At 39.2% G+C, this 15,700-nt stretch carries 14 protein-coding genes; 2 read left to right on the top strand and 12 right to left on the bottom strand.

All coding sequences use genetic code 11. The annotated features are described in order from the left end of the window. Positions 1–7: 7 nt before the first annotated feature. The 10 genes from AAAT26_RS07165 to AAAT26_RS07210 form a co-directional block, all read right to left on the bottom strand. Positions 8–2,071 (bottom strand): TonB-dependent receptor plug domain-containing protein, encoded by a 2,064-nt coding sequence (locus AAAT26_RS07165; RefSeq protein ID WP_349209043.1) that lies wholly within the window; start codon positions 2,069–2,071, stop codon positions 8–10. Between the two features lie 166 nt (positions 2,072–2,237). Beyond that, complete coding sequence (tolA, locus tag AAAT26_RS07170; protein WP_128114114.1) at positions 2,238–3,041, bottom strand: cell envelope integrity protein TolA; 804 nt, start codon at positions 3,039–3,041, stop codon at positions 2,238–2,240. A gap of 8 nt (positions 3,042–3,049) precedes the next feature. Continuing rightward, positions 3,050–3,454, bottom strand: a complete 405-nt coding sequence (locus tag AAAT26_RS07175; RefSeq protein ID WP_349209044.1) for an ExbD/TolR family protein — start codon at positions 3,452–3,454, stop codon at positions 3,050–3,052. Then, positions 3,451–4,062, bottom strand: coding sequence for a MotA/TolQ/ExbB proton channel family protein (locus AAAT26_RS07180; protein ID WP_128114113.1), 612 nt, complete (start codon positions 4,060–4,062; stop codon positions 3,451–3,453). The genes AAAT26_RS07175 and AAAT26_RS07180 overlap by 4 nt, the downstream gene beginning before the upstream one ends. Positions 4,063–4,367: 305 nt before the next feature. Then, positions 4,368–4,589, bottom strand: a complete 222-nt coding sequence (locus AAAT26_RS07185) for a DUF2922 domain-containing protein (RefSeq protein WP_004694662.1) — start codon at positions 4,587–4,589, stop codon at positions 4,368–4,370. A gap of 221 nt (positions 4,590–4,810) precedes the next feature. Further along, positions 4,811–5,017 (bottom strand): DUF1659 domain-containing protein, encoded by a 207-nt coding sequence (locus AAAT26_RS07190; RefSeq protein ID WP_009352393.1) that lies wholly within the window; start codon positions 5,015–5,017, stop codon positions 4,811–4,813. 225 nt (positions 5,018–5,242) lie between these two features. Further along, positions 5,243–5,989: a BUD32 family EKC/KEOPS complex subunit gene (locus AAAT26_RS07195; protein WP_008602139.1), complete on the bottom strand. Its 747-nt coding sequence runs from the start codon at positions 5,987–5,989 to the stop codon at positions 5,243–5,245. 459 nt (positions 5,990–6,448) lie between these two features. Further along, positions 6,449–7,324, bottom strand: a complete 876-nt coding sequence (locus tag AAAT26_RS07200; RefSeq protein ID WP_008602138.1) for a CoB--CoM heterodisulfide reductase iron-sulfur subunit B family protein — start codon at positions 7,322–7,324, stop codon at positions 6,449–6,451. Next, entirely contained in the window at positions 7,324–8,286 is a 963-nt protein-coding gene (locus AAAT26_RS07205; protein ID WP_004698188.1) for a succinate dehydrogenase/fumarate reductase iron-sulfur subunit, read from the bottom strand. The genes AAAT26_RS07200 and AAAT26_RS07205 overlap by 1 nt, the downstream gene beginning before the upstream one ends. A gap of 1 nt (position 8,287) precedes the next feature. Next, the gene (locus AAAT26_RS07210; protein WP_004694652.1) at positions 8,288–10,006 is read right to left on the bottom strand and encodes an FAD-binding protein; all 1,719 of its coding nucleotides are present in this window, start codon (positions 10,004–10,006) and stop codon (positions 8,288–8,290) included. Positions 10,007–10,891: 885 nt separating this feature from the next. Between AAAT26_RS07210 and AAAT26_RS07215 the strand changes: the two genes are divergently transcribed. Together AAAT26_RS07215 and AAAT26_RS07220 are read left to right on the top strand one after the other, a co-directional pair. Continuing rightward, positions 10,892–11,566, top strand: coding sequence for a response regulator transcription factor (locus tag AAAT26_RS07215; protein ID WP_004698139.1), 675 nt, complete (start codon positions 10,892–10,894; stop codon positions 11,564–11,566). Next, positions 11,544–12,959: a sensor histidine kinase gene (locus tag AAAT26_RS07220; RefSeq protein WP_004694649.1), complete on the top strand. Its 1,416-nt coding sequence runs from the start codon at positions 11,544–11,546 to the stop codon at positions 12,957–12,959. The genes AAAT26_RS07215 and AAAT26_RS07220 overlap by 23 nt, the downstream gene beginning before the upstream one ends. Before the next feature lie 168 nt (positions 12,960–13,127). Here the strand turns inward: AAAT26_RS07220 and AAAT26_RS07225 are convergent, their stop codons facing one another. Then, positions 13,128–14,441: a DUF445 domain-containing protein gene (locus AAAT26_RS07225; RefSeq protein WP_349209045.1), complete on the bottom strand. Its 1,314-nt coding sequence runs from the start codon at positions 14,439–14,441 to the stop codon at positions 13,128–13,130. Beyond that, positions 14,438–15,673, bottom strand: a complete 1,236-nt coding sequence (locus AAAT26_RS07230; protein ID WP_118091233.1) for a DUF445 family protein — start codon at positions 15,671–15,673, stop codon at positions 14,438–14,440. Before AAAT26_RS07230 ends, AAAT26_RS07225 begins: the two co-directional genes overlap by 4 nt. Positions 15,674–15,700: the final 27 nt, after the last annotated feature.

A 15,700-nucleotide genomic window follows, 5' to 3' on the forward strand; every position in this document is an offset into this window, starting at 1 on the left:
CTCACTATTACATACGCAAGTTAAGGCCCATGCGATAAGTGGCGCCATGAATATCTCGTAAGTCTTGTTTTTCGCCAAATATATTTTCAACCCCTACATACATGGATGCATTATCATTCAACTGACGAGTCACCATAATATTCCAAGTTTGAATATTTTTCTTCTTCGGAATGCTGAGACGTGGGTTAACAACGATAGCATCAATGCCATCAAGGTAGTTAATGTAATAATTACCCCAGAACGCACCAGTCCAACGACCTTGATGATAATTAACACCACCACTGAATACATGGCGACCACGGTTTAACAAACGATCGTGAGTCACGTCATTTTTGGCATCCAAATATGTATAGTTGCCGAATACATCCCATTTATTATTGAGTCTATGATTTACAGATAATTCCAGACCTTGCAATACAGCACGAGGTAAATTGGAATACGAAACATAAATTCGGCGATTTGCCATATCAATACGATTGGCACCACTTTCAATATAATTTTTAATAACATTGTGGAAATAGGACGCCTTAACATTTGTCCGTTTCCAATCTTTTTCTACAGAGAAATCAAAGTTATATGAGCTTTCAGGTTTCAAATTAGGATTACCTTGCAAATATATATCGAAAGCTCCTAATCGCCCTCTCGGCACATTAGATGCCATAAGCCAATGATGATACATTTCCGTCATACCAGGTGTGGAGTAGCCTGCACCGTAATTCATTTTAAAACGGAGACTATCATTTGCTTTATAGGTAACACCAATCTTAGGCGACCAATGGCTATCAAATGCATTTGACGTATCGTAACGTACTGCAGGAATAATTACCCATTTACGACTAGGTTTCCATTGATGTTGTACAAAGTAACTACCGTAATTAATGGTTGCCTTACCCGCGGTATCTGTAATGCCTTCTCGAGTTCTTGACCATGCTATGGAGCCATTATTAATACGCGTACTAATCGCTTCTTGACGACGGAATTGAACACCATACGTTAAGAGATTCTTCTTATCGATTGATGTATTAACCTGCGCATCCGTAATCCATTCTTTATTATAATATTCATCCCAAATGGATAGTTTTTTTATGCCACCCATGCGCTTATATTGATCATAAGTGTCTTTGTAATGATTGTAGTAAGACTGCACCATAAGCGATGACCGACCGCGACGGCCATTCCAACGAAGGCCAGTACTTGTAGTCGTCGTATTTTTATCAACCGATTGGGTTAATGCATTACCCTTTTTCGTATTCATATCCAAGTCTTCAGTTTCTCGATCTATAAAGAAGGAAAATTTATCTCTTTTTCCCGCTTGATAAGATACGTCAAAATGAAGCGGTATTCGGTCACCATGATAGTTATTATCCGATCCAGAGTCATTATTTCCCGCTATATTCCTACGAATTCCAGCACCAATCGATCCGTTCCACTTTCCTTGTTGTCCACTACGAGCCAATACATTGAAGTTATATCCTGTCGCACTCGATGCATCACGTCGGGAAATTTCAGTATTAACCTCTACACTTGGCTTTCTGGATTGTTTTGTAATAATATTAATAACCCCACCGTTCGCCTCGGAACCATAAAGGGCACTCGACGGACCACGCGTTATTTCGATGCGCTCCACATTATCCATGCCTTGACGAAGCCAGCCCATAGCATTAGCTCTTGTTTTCGTCAACTCTCCCGTAACACGTCGTCCATCAATAAGAATTAATGTATGACGAGATTCGGCGCCACGCATCGTAATATTTTGTCCACCGTGGGCATCGGTGCTGAAAGCAACGCCTGGCACACTTTGTAAGGCTTGTTCTAAATTACGATATTGGCGACTTTTAATTTCTTCTTGTGAAATAATCGTTGTCGCAATTGGTACATCTCGAACTAAAGCCTCCGTACGAGTAGCGGTAACCGTAATGTCTTTCATACGTCTTGACTGCTCATCGCTTGCATTATTTTGAGATTCATTCACACTATCTACACTTGTAGAACTATTATTTTCTGCACCTACCACACCTGCAACAGACGTTAGACATACAACACATAATAGTGCTGCCCATGACTTTTTCATCACACACCTCCAGAAAATATATTAGGGCTCTAATAGTATAAAACGATATCTAATCTCAATTATATATTCATCAGGAATAACTATCAATATTATTTTATGTTATCAAAGTAATATATATACATATAAAAAAACTAGTATCCATAAAGATACTAGTTTTTCATTATACTTATAAATTATAATGAATTGTGATATCTGCATATTGTTGTGTACCTGTAGAATTTTCAGCACCGCCCACACTATAAGCATATTCCCTAGCATGTTCTGATAACATAGGGTCATCAGAATTAAGAATTTCCACACTGGCAACACTACCACCTGGGGCAAAATAAATCCTTAGTGTCACATCACCTTGAATCCCCATAGTGTATGCATCTGTAGGGTAATTACTATTAATTGCACTTTGTAAATTACTCCAATACCCATCATAGCTAAATACGCCGCCACCGCCGACATCTGCTTCAGTACCTCCGGTACTTTCACGATCGCTAAGCCCTTCTCCACTTCCTGTTGATGCATACCCAATTCCAGGACCTTCAGGCCCGACAAGTCCACTCCCCGTATTGCTACCGACAGAAGATTGTTTAATAGTACCTGTTTCACCAGCACGCGCTTGTTGACTAGACGGACTTACATCACTTTTTGTAGGAACAGCAGAGTTCCCATTTTGTCCTCCGTGACCGGCTCCACCGTTATCAGGTTGAACTTTATTATTTTCCAATTCTTTTTGGTATTGAAGTTCATGAACCTTCTCTTCTTTAATCTGCTCTTTAATTTCTTCTACTTGTTTCTCCGCTTCCTGTTCCGTTAGAAAATTAATTTGCAAAGATCCGATCATTTGAGATTCGATGTAATCAGAAAAGGAAATAAAAGCAACACCAACCATAATAATACTGATAATAGTGGCAATAACAAAGGCTTTTTTATAGGTCATATGTGGATATTTCCACACATCTACATATTTTTTCGGCATAGCATCACCTATTTATTAACAGTGGCAATACTAATACTTGCAGCGCCGGCTACTTTCATATCATCCATTAACTCCACGACCTTGCCATAGCTCAAATCCTTATCGGCACGAATAAGGAAATTTTGATTTTTATTCTCTCCAATCTTGGCTTTCACAGAGCTAATAAGCTGTTCTTTCGTCACATACCCATCATCTATCATCAGCTGCCCAGATTTTTCAAAATCAATTAAAACCGGGCGCAACTCAGCGGACTGCTGCGTTTTCGTTTTTGGCAGCATAATAGATAAGGATTGTTGTGGAATTGTATATATGGTGCTAATCATAAAAAATACGAGCAAGAAAAAGATGATATGAATCATAGGAATAACCATTAAAGTAGGCTTTTCTCCCTCCATACGACTCATTCGTTTCATGCAGCATGCCCCCGATCATAAGAATCTAAAACACGAGAAAATGAATCTTCTAAACGAGATATCGTCATGCGTACATGATGGGTAAATGCAGCATGGAAACATAATGCTACAATAGCCACGCAAAGCCCGGAAGCAGTTGCGACAAGGGCTTCCCCCACACCACCGGTAATAGCAGTAGGTACCGCACCGTCAGCACCGAATACCTGAAAGGCACCAATCATACCCGTTACAGTACCAAGTAAGCCTAATAATGGTGCTATCGTAACAATGGTAGAGAGCCAATCAAGGCCACGAGAAGCGTGCGTATAAACATGAGCCACCATATCCTCCATTTTAGACTGCAATACATTACGATCCTGACACTGTCCAAGCACGCGAGGTAGATTATACGAAATATTAGCTGTATATTTAGATTCTAAGGTAGTTAATAAGGATTGCCAGTTCATTTCTCTCTCTTCTAATGCATCATTCAGAGCAAACATTTCCCGCTTCAATTGTCGATAATAAGCTATACGTTCAATCGCTATAGCTACGGCAATGATAAGGGCCACTAGTAATGGCCACATAACAAATCCACCATGTAAGAATAATTCCCAAGCCTCTTTCATCGTAAACCTCCTTTATTAACAGCTTAATTCTATAAACTTATTTTCTCCCCTACTAAACTAGTTTTAAATAAATCAAGTTACATCAAAACGATAATCAAAATCACTTAATAAGTCTAGCATATCATACTATATTTTCCAACATCATATAAATACCAGTCATTATAAAGGATATTATAAATTATAAACCTGAAATAAATTTGAACTTACGTCTCAATTGCAACGCAAAAAGAGACCTTGCTTTGATCAAGGTCTCTTTTTATTAAATTATATTTCCACTAACAAAATCACATCGTACATAATCAGTACTATTGCAATTCAGTAGTTTGTGTCTTTACTTCACGAGCCGTAGTAAATGCTGCTAATTCTGCATCACCAGCACCAAGAATGACTTTGTTAGCCACTAACGCATTAGCCGCTGTTTTAGCATCTTGTAAAGTAATTCCAGCACGAGGAGCACTAATTGTGACTGATGTGCTTTTACCACCGACCGTAGAAAATGTAAGATATACAACGCGTTTTTCCGCCATGTGGGCGCCTCCTTTCACGTTTCATAAACAAGTTCATCGAATCTAGATAGGCTGTAAACATGTTAGATTACAAATATACGTATCTTCGATTCATATCAATAAGGATGGGAATGTGTGGACTTGCTATTTCTACACCTCTTTACGACTATCTGAGAATGTACGAATCTAGCAATAAAATGTGTTTGGATCACCTAAAACAAGAATGAATAGGAACTCTACCCTTAATGCCCTAAGGATACTTCATTGACGCGGACCACGTCGGACAAGCTGTGGTCATACAAGGCTGCCAGCGCATTACCAACGGTTTTCACATTATCGTCAGACGCTTCTTCTGCAACACGAGTATAAGTTACGTCTTTGTACTTCGGCGCATCTTCGGTACCGATGTTAAAACGCAACACCAATTTAGTGCGTTTAATGTTAGCCATCGTATCACCTCCTTTCACCCTCTTATATTCCTGAGGGCCTTGTTCGACAACCCCCTTGCCGTTATTTAAGGTACTTATAGTGAAAGTAGCTGAACTCTGACTGTAATACTATAAATTGAAATAGAAAAAGACCTCTACCTAATGATATCTAGAAGATTAATATTCTAGATACCACCAGTAAAGGTCTATAAAGTGCTCTTATTACGAGTACTATTCAAATACATATTATTCGGTTTTCAACGCCAATATAAAGTCATATGCTTTAACAGCCGCTTCAGTGTCCACAAAATGTAGAGGATTTAACATACGACAGAATTTAAAAAGATACTCATGTTTACGTAAAATTTCTTTTATATGTAGCACTGTCTCACGGGCTGTACAAGCTGAGCTATAGCCATTCATCATAGCATATAGATACGAAATGGATAAATTATCCTCCCGAAGGAAGCTGTGAACGAAGACGAGTAAATCCCAGCCTTGCGGTGTTAACTCAGGCCAACGACGGCTATTCTCCCAATCGAGCAATGTGATCTTATCTAGTTCAGGCTCATAGGTAATGTCGCGCATAGCAGGACGGCCATGACTCAAGCCATAATCATGCAACTGACCTAATGTCTTGCCAAACATATAAAAAATATGACTTAACATATCCTGCAAACTATCATCCTCTGGATGTTGAGCGGGCAATTGGCTATAATATGTTAACGTTTTACCACAAGCTTCTGTAACAAAATAATGTTCTCTAAAACCAGCAATAACAGGAGCTACTGGCAATTGCGTATTCACAAAAGAAATCTTGTAAAACTCATAATCAAAAGAAGCTCTAGGTGCGGGCTTAATCCAACTAGAGCGATGGTTACTTATATCCTGTTTTACAAAGTACTGTTTGTTGTTAAAATCCACAGAAAAAACACGATGTTCTGTCTCTTGATCAATCATTCGATCGATATATTCTAATAGCATATCATTCATTATTTCCCCCGTATATACACTCTATAATGCTAATCGCCCTCTCAAAGCATAATAACTAGCATTTCCAATATAATATCTCCCAAATTTATATTGTATAATCTAGTATATATAACATTATAATAATTTATGAATTACAACATATTAGCTATTATTCATATAAGTGTATACAATTTGTGTATTTATTATACTACAATTATCAATCGATATCAAAATCAAATTTATTTATAAAGTTAGTATTTTACTGTATTTATTTTACATTTATCGATTTATATATATTTCACGATTTATAATTCAGTACAATTAAATCCAAACATATTACTATTAACATTACTGAAATTCCATTTTTAGAAAAGAAAAACCCCCTAGCCTAAGCTAGGGGGATCTTCTGGTAATTATGATAATAGGTTTAGATTCAGACTACTATATAGACCAACTCTGATCATGTCTAAATCAAACGAATTAACCTACAAATTTTGTCACTGCTGCAGTATCAGTTAAGTGACGTTTAGGCATACCCATTTCAGCAGGGGAAATGCCAAGAGCAAGACCTACTAATTGGGACATGTGCAAGATTGGCATATCTTTGCCGCCGCCTACAACTTCTTTAGCTTCTTTTTGGAACATATCAAGTTGCATTTGGCAAAGTGGGCAAGGAGTAACTACGCAATCTGCGCCTTCTGTAGCTGCATCTTTATTGATGGAGCCAGTCATTTGCATTACGGAATCATGTGCAGGGTATACTGCATGGAAACCGCAGCAATCAAGTTTACGGGAGAAGTCGATTGGTGTAGCACCGATAGCGGAGATTAAATCTGCTAAGGATGTAGGCATTTGATAATCTTCGAAGCCCAATTCAGTTTGAGGGCGAAGAATATGGCAACCATAATATTCAGCTACACGTAAACCAGTTAAAGGTTTAACAACTTTAGCTTTCAATTTATCCAAACCGTAATCGCGGATCAATACCCATAAGAAATGAGTAATATCAGTTGTACCGCGGTATTGTTTACCGATTTGAGCTAATTTTTTGTTAACTTCATTCTTTTCTTTTTCGTTATTATCTAATTCATTTTTAGCTTCACGAAGCATCAAAGTACAAGTGTTACATACAGTTAAAAGGTTCAAACCTTTTTCTTCTGCCAATGCAATGTTACGAGCATTTGTAGCAAGTGTAATTTCTGGAGCGATGTCTTGAACGTGGGACGCGCCGCAGCAAGTCCAACCGTCAAGTTCTTCCAACTCGATGCCTAATTTTTTAGCTACAGCAACTGTTGCTAAGTAGTCTTCTTTGGCAGCGCTTTCAAGAACGCAACCTGGGAAAAATGCGTATTTCATTATTTGCTTACCTCCTCAGCTGCTTTCATAAGTCTGCGAACACCATCAATACCATTTACAGGTTTTTGAGGTACTACAAGTTCGAATGGATTGATTTTGCTGTGTTTCCACAAACGCAATGCATAGAATGCTTGTTTAGCGGAATCTACAACACCATCAGATTTCAAGCTCATAGAAACTTCTTTCAAGCGACCAGTTTTGTAAAGGTCCTCTTTGAAAGCAACTGCATGGCGAACGCCTTTGCTGTTAGTAAGACCAGCTTTTGTAGCTTCTTTACGCAAGTTGGAAATATCTTGAGCAGGTTTTAAGTGTTTAGGGCAACGGGAGATACAGTTCATGCAATGAACGCATTTCCAAAGGCCATTGTCGAATGCAGGTTGAATGTGAGCCATAGGTGCATCATCACGGCTATCCAATACGAAACGGTTAGCTTTTGTGAATACATATGGTTCTAAGAAGTCATCTTGACGTGCAGTCAATTTGTTACATTCAGATGCGCAGCAACCGCAAAGAATACATTCTGTACCAGCAACGAATTTTTTGAAGTCAGCTGGAGTTTGGCGAACGATTTTGTCCCCTTCGTTGAATTCAGCTTTAAGGAAAATCCAAGGAGCAACTGTTTTCAAGCGATCAACTTTGGATTCCCAGTCAACAACTAAGTCACGGATAACACGGAAGTTGCCAATCGGAGCGATTGTCAATTCGTCTGTGCCATAACGTTCTGTTAATTCATCGATTTTAGATTCACAGCCGAGCATCGCTTCGCCGTTTACACGAATGGAGCAAGCGCCGCAAACTGCGGAACGGCAAGCTGCCAAGAATGTCAATGTTGGATCCTGTGTATCTTTAATTTTTTGAAGGCCCCAGAGGATTGTACGGTCAGGTTCGTAATCGAATTTGAAAGTCTGTACAAACGCGCGACCTTGTTGGTAACGGTGAATATGGTAGGTGATTTGTCTCATCTTAGTACTTCCTTTCTTGTGGTTCGTATTTAGTGAACACTACGTCGCGTTCTGTTAATTCGTATTGACCGTCAGCACCTAATTTGATCAAAGAATGTTTTAAGTATTTTTCATCATTACGTTTAGGATGGTCTTCACGAATATGAGCACCACGAGATTCACGGCGGTGTAAAGCGCCCATAGCAATAGCTTTTGCTACTGTTAACATGGAGCCGATTTCACAATAGTTTACGAATGCCATATTGTAAGTACGTTCAGGGTCACCTACATAGCAAGTTTTATAATCTTCAATCAATTGTTCGATTTCTTTTAAGGCTTCAGTAATACCTTCTTCATTACGGAAGATACCTACTTTATTCCACATTGCATCAGCCAATGCATCGCGGATTTCTACAACCGGACGACCGCCTTCACGGGATGTTACTTCTGTGAAACGAGCTTCCCAAGCTTTTGCAGCTGCAGCAAGTTCCGCATCTACGTTAGGTTGTTCATGTGTTTCAGCATAATCAGCTGCGCCAGCACCGGATACCTTACCGAATACTACACCGTCTGCCAAGGAGTTACCACCCAAGCGGTTCGCACCGTGGATGGAGATACAAGATGCTTCGCCAGAAGCGAACAAACCAGGCAATTCACATGCACAAGTTTTGTAATCCACTACGTCGATACCGCCCATTGTATAGTGACATGTAGGACGAATAGGTACCGGTTGAGTCAATGGATCGCAATGTTCGAAGCACATAGCTAAGTCGCGGATACCATGAAGTTTTTCGATAATAACTTCAGGGCCCAAGTGACGAAGGTCAGCTACTACATATGCGTTAAGGCCAGAACCGAAACCACGACCTGCAGCGATTTCATCTTCGATCGCTTTCGCTACAACGTCACGAGATGCCAATTCCATTTTGTTAGGCGCATATTTTTTCATGAAACGTTCGCCTTCAGCGTTAAGAAGGTAACCACCTTCACCACGAACCGCTTCGGACATCAAGATACCAGTACGACCAAGACCAGTTGGATGGAATTGGATCATTTCCATATCTTTCAAGCCGTTACCAGCGCGGAATGCTGCTGCCATACCATCGCCTGTGGAAAGGAATGGGTTTGTAGTACGAGTCCAGAAGATACGGCCTGCACCACCAGTAGACAAGATAATAGCTTTCGCTTTAATTTGTTCTACGCGACCTTCTTTCATGTTCCACACAACAGCGCCACCAACGTGACCTTCTGCAGATTTAACAAGATCTAAAAGATACCATTCTTGTAAGAAGTGTACGCCTTCTTTCAAGCATTGTTCGTAAGTTGTGTGCAAAATAACGTGACCAGTTTTATCCGCAGAGTAGCAAGTACGTGGATAGGATTGACCACCGAAGTTACGTTGCGCAATTTTATTCTCTTCAGTACGGGAGAATGGAGCACCCATGTGGTCCATTTCAAGTACGCCTTCTGGACAACGAGAGCAGAAGAATTCGATTGCATCTTGGTCGCCAAGATAGTCAGAACCTTTTACAGTATCGAAAGTATGAGTTTCAACTGTATCTTCAGCTGCAACGTTGTTCAAACATGCATTTACACCGCCTTGCGCCATTGCTGTTGCAGAGCGAGTTGGGAAAATTTTAGTAATAAGAGCTACTTTTAAGCCTTTGCGACGACCTACTTCAAGAGCCGCACGCATGCCGGCGCCACCGCTACCTACTACTAGAACATCAAACTGTTCCATAATGACCTCCTCATAACTACCTATTAATAAGAAACCTGTTAGACTATCTCATTTCAAAAACTTATAAAAATTTTTGATAACCTAATCATTTTTCTTTCAAGAAAAACCCCATACTTATGCGATTTTTCTTATTTCTTTACCTATAATTATAGAGAGCATTTCAGGTCATGTCTAAACCCTATTATGCATAATTAATTTTGATTAATCTAATTGATAATTTATTTCACTTAGTATTTTTAAGGTAAAAAGAGGAGTCAAAAAATTACCTATATGAATAATTTTTACAAGAAGTTAAGGATTTTACGAAAGTAGTTCGGTTCCGAAATTTTTCTATGTTTTTATTTCCTTTGGTATCTATAGAATTCGCATAAACACTAGCTTTTTAATTATTGCTAACCATTCCTAATAATTAATATCCATTAAATTCCTACTAAATTTACCTCGAATTTAATCATCGAAAATTATCGTATTTCTCCGTTCATAACAAGCATTTATTTCTGTGATAATAATTATCATAAGTTTTTTTAGTGATTTATCGCACATCATCTAAAATCGATAAAATCACCCTCATCTATGCGCATACGGCAATCTTCGATATAGTTAGATTTTATTCATTAGCAGAATTCATTAAGTTTCAGTCTTTCACCATTTTTAAGGCTTTCAAAAATGAAGAAAAGTCTTGTAAACTCGCACGTACATTCATCTTTTGCTCATTACTATTGTATAAGGTATGATAATAGATAAATAAGTTATATAATATTATATATATAGTCACCTTATATGGTGTTGTGGCTTTCAAAAAAAGAAAGTTTATATATATATAATGACTATAATTAATGTAGTTGGAGAGCTATATTTTTAAATCATACATAAGGAGAACAGAGAATGAAAATTTTACTTGTAGAAGACGAAGAAATGCTGAATGGTATCACGGCTAAATATTTACGTGCAGAAAATATGACAGTTGATACATGCTTCAATGGGCAACAAGCGATCGATTACGTTAACACATCTAGCTATGACGTTATCGTAATGGATATTATGATGCCAATCCTCGATGGTATCAGTGCTCTTGCACAAATGCGTAACGACGGTAATACAACACCTGTATTGCTTTTAACAGCAAAGGATTCCTTACAAGATAAAGTTACAGGCCTTAACACTGGTGCAGATGATTATCTTGTAAAGCCTTTCGATCTTGAAGAGTTAACCGCTCGTATTTATGCATTAGCTCGTCGTAATGCGCGTCATGCACAAAACGATATCCATGTAGGTCCACTTACCATCAATGTTCCTCAACGTACTGTTAAACGCGACGGCGAAACAATTACATTGACTGCAAAAGAATTCGACCTATTATTCTATTTAGCAAGTAACGAAAATATCGTATTATCTCGTCAACAAATCCTTGACCATGTTTGGGAATACGATTATGAAAGCTACTCTAACCTTATCGACGTATACATTAAAGATTTGCGCAAGAAAATTGATACTGATGAGAATGTAAAACTCATTCAAACGGTTCGTGGAGTAGGGTATGTCCTCAAAACAGAAAACTAATGATCCTCACCGAGATCTAGATACCATGTCTGGGGCAGCCACCGATTTATTTAATCGGCTGCCCCTAACCTTTAAAATTATGTCTTGGTATACCATCTTTTTGCTTATCATTTTGATGGTTGCATCCGCATGGATTTACGCATATACACATGAATCCGATAACAAAGAAGTGCGCGAACGCTTACAACAACAAGCGATGATTATGGCTACGGATATTCGCAAGTTTAAACCGTACCAAGATAATACATTCTTCTTTGTATCAACTCAAGACGGCTATATTATTAAAGGCGCCTTGCCAGATGGGTTTCCAAACCAAACAATCCTTTCCTTAGGCCAAGTTGGTGAAATTGCTGCTGGTGATGATACCTTCTACTACTACGATACTCCGGTCAACGAACCGAACTATCGTGGTATTTTGCGTGCTGTTACAAAAGTAAAAACAGCCTCTAAAAAGACGGAAAACCTTTTATACAGCTTACTATTAGGGAATATCATTTTCTTACTAATTTCCTCCCTAGGCGGTTATCTTTTCATCAAAAAAGGACTTAAACCGGTCCGAACTTTAACAAAAACAGCTAAAGTCATCGGTAAGAACAACGACTTGAGCCGTCGTATCGACATTCCAGCTCGCACAGCGAGAGATGAAATCTACGAACTAACTACAACATTTAACCGTATGATTTCAGGTCTTGAGGATTCTTCCAATCGTGAAAGACAATTTAGTTCTGACGTATCTCATGAGCTACGTACACCAATTGCCGTTATTAAAGCAGAAAGTGAATTTGCTTTAAAATACGGTCGTACAGAAGCAGATCTACGGGAAGGTTTAACACATATCTTAGAGCAAGCTAAGTTCATGACTAACCTCGTAAGCCAACTGCTTGATGTAGCCCGCCTTGAAAATGCACAAGGTCTAAGCTTTGCACCTGTCAATGTATCATTGATGTTATCCAATATGGTCCACGACTATACAAGACTCTGTACAGAAAATACAGATAAACAGATTACGATTACATCTCATATTGAGCCTAATTTACATATGAATGCTCACGAAGTATCATTACGTCGAGCTATCACAAACCTAGTGGACAATGCCATTAAGTTTACAAACTCTACTATTGATATTTCGGCTAAACTAGTAGGCAGAGACTTAGTCATTACCGTAACAGATAATGGTATTGGCATCGAACCTGAAGCTCTGGATCATATTTGGGATCGGATGTATCAGACGGAACAATCGCGAAATAAAAAGTCTAATCACGGCATCGGCCTAGGCCTATACTTTGTAAATAAAGTTATTAACTTACACCATGGTACAGTAACGGCCACGAGTGAACCACAAGTAAAAACTACATTTACCGTGCGATTGCCGTACAATACAAGGGAAGAATAACATAAAAGGGACTGACCAATGGTCAGTCCCTTTTCTATATCCATTTTAATTCAAAAAGCCCATAATGTAGAATTAATTAAACCATAAAAAACGAGCATATAGAAGCTCCTTCTATATGCTCGTTTTTGTGTATTTAATTTTAAAGCAACTTATTATAGATAATTAACTTTAGCCTACAAATTGTTGCCAAAACGGCATATATACATATTCGAGGAAGGTCCATACAATCAGACCCGCTACAGCACCAACGATAGCGCCATTAATACGAATCCAGCTGAGATCATCCTCCACCTTGGATTCAATAAAATAAATAAATTTATCTGTACTGAGGCCACCTAATACTTGACGTATGATAGTTTCAATGAGGTCATACCCTTGTTCAAGTACATAGTCTCCAATATCGTGTAAGGTTTTTTCAATACGATTTCTAAGATCTTCTGATTGACCGTATACATTCCATAATTCAAGAGCAATATTAACTAAAACCTGAGCCGGCGTTTCTCCATTTTCATCCCCTACGAGCAATAGTTCTTCTATATAAGGGCATAAATGATTTTCGATAACAGATTCCCAGTCTTGTTCGCGAATCCAACGTTCCCACGCTTCATTAAGAGCATCGCAGACTTCATGATTCTCTTCAATATTACGAATTGGTTCTACCCATTGTCGCAACCAAGCAGTTCGTTCGGGGCTATTGGGCCGCTTCCAGCTTTCCAGCATCGCATAGGCTTCTTGAACGATAGCCTCTGCCATTTCTTGATAGTTTACTACATCGGTAGCTTCGGACATAGAAATAAGGAAATCAGACCAGAAGCCTTTTCGCTTTTTCTTATGTGCCTCTTCTGCTACGACAGCGGTAAGCCAGGTAACCATAGCCGGATGATTAATCCGTTCTTGAATCACGTTTAAAACTTGTACGACCATGCTTTCATAGCGATTATGCTCACATAAATCGAGTAATACATGTTTCAAAACGGGCACGAGAGAATGTTGTTGAAGTAATCCACGAATGCGTTTTGCCCCCCATTGTGCCCATTCTTCATTAGTTTGAGATTTCCATAAAAGGTGTAACCCTTGATGAATCACAAGGCGCGCTGCTCTCTGCCCCTCAGGAGACAACAAGAACTTCTCAAACAATGGCACAAATTGCACATTTTTTAATAATACTTTACAACGCTCCTTGGTAAGCATCTTCATCTCTACAAGTTTAATAACACCGTTAATGAGGCGATCTTTATTTCGAGGAATTAGCGCTGTATGATATGGGAAACCTAGTGGCTTACGGAATAATGCTGTTACAGCAAACCAGTCAGCCACACTGCCGATGAGGGCAGATTGAACAGCCCAGTACAACGGTTGATACCAACTTTCATAGCCAAAGAAAAATTGTCCTACAAAAGCAAAACAATACAATACGGCAGTCAAGCCTAAAATGCCATTAGCACGCTGTTTCAAGGTAAGGGATTTCAAATAACTAATCATTTGAGCACCCCCTCTACAATGATGGTCAAACCGTATAAGATGCCGCCAAGGACAGCCCCTATAAGGGAACCATTAATACGCACCATTTGAAGGTCATAGTACATTTTGCCGCGCACAATTTGAGTGATTTCATCTGGCGAGTAACGAGATAACTCCTGACCTACCACACTGTCGATGAGGGGGTTCAATTTCTGCAACCACGGAATACTACGCAACAAAAAGAACCGCTCAAACGGCGCCTGCTTGTCTGGATTCAACAAAATTTCGGTACCGAGCACATTAAAGCGCTCCATAACGATGTCCATGAGGCGTTTCCAATCCAATGTATCCCCATCGATAAGTTTGCCTTCCCATTCTTCAAGAACCATTCTAATCCACTGATTTTTATGTTCTTCGATGAAAGCTTGCCACTCTGTATTAGTTTCCAAATTATTGAAAAAGCGAATAGCTTGGCCCCATACATAGCGCCCCAATGCAGAGTCAATAGATTCATTTTTCTTCAAGAATTGAACGGCTTTTTTCTGTACCGTTTCTACCAATCGTTCTGGTGAAAGTCCATCTCCGCCAAAGGCGATGGCCAATTCACGAAAGAAAGAATCCTTTGTATAAGTTTTCATAATGTCTAGCATGACGCGATACAAATACGGATATACCTGATTTGATGCGATAACACGCTGACATGTGCGGTTAAAATAAAGCCAAAACACGCTTGCTGTGTGACGTTCTAACATACAACGGCCAAAGAGAATAACAAGGGGTGTTGCTTTCCAGTTTGTAACCCCCTTATAAATGGCCTTATTAATCTCTTGACGCATCGGTTCAATATCCATATGAGATAAAACTTGATTGCCCACACCGTACAAGAGATTTCGAATTTGAACTTGTCCCACATCGCTCATGCCGTATTCAACGATACGGACCATAACGCGTTCTTTTTTGATAGCATAATACATCTGTGGCACGCGCAATAGCTCTTCGCTGAGCATAGTGCGGCCGATTTGAATTAATCGTTCCTTACTGCGCGGCAAGATTGCCGTTTTGAAAGGAATGCCTAAAGGCTTCGTAAAGAGAGCCGTTACTGCATACCAGTCCGCGAGGCCGCCTATCATAGCTGCCCCAGAGATATGCATGATAAAGGCCCAAAATGTATCATGTCGCTGTGGATATGAAATTAAAAATATAATAGCCATGACAACCAACAGGGTGGTTGCCACTGGTTTAGTTTTCATCATCACTTGATCCTAACTTACTCAATTACG

Source organism: Veillonella parvula, assembly GCF_040094895.1.
GTDB classification, from domain to species: Bacteria; Bacillota; Negativicutes; order Veillonellales; family Veillonellaceae; genus Veillonella; species Veillonella parvula_L.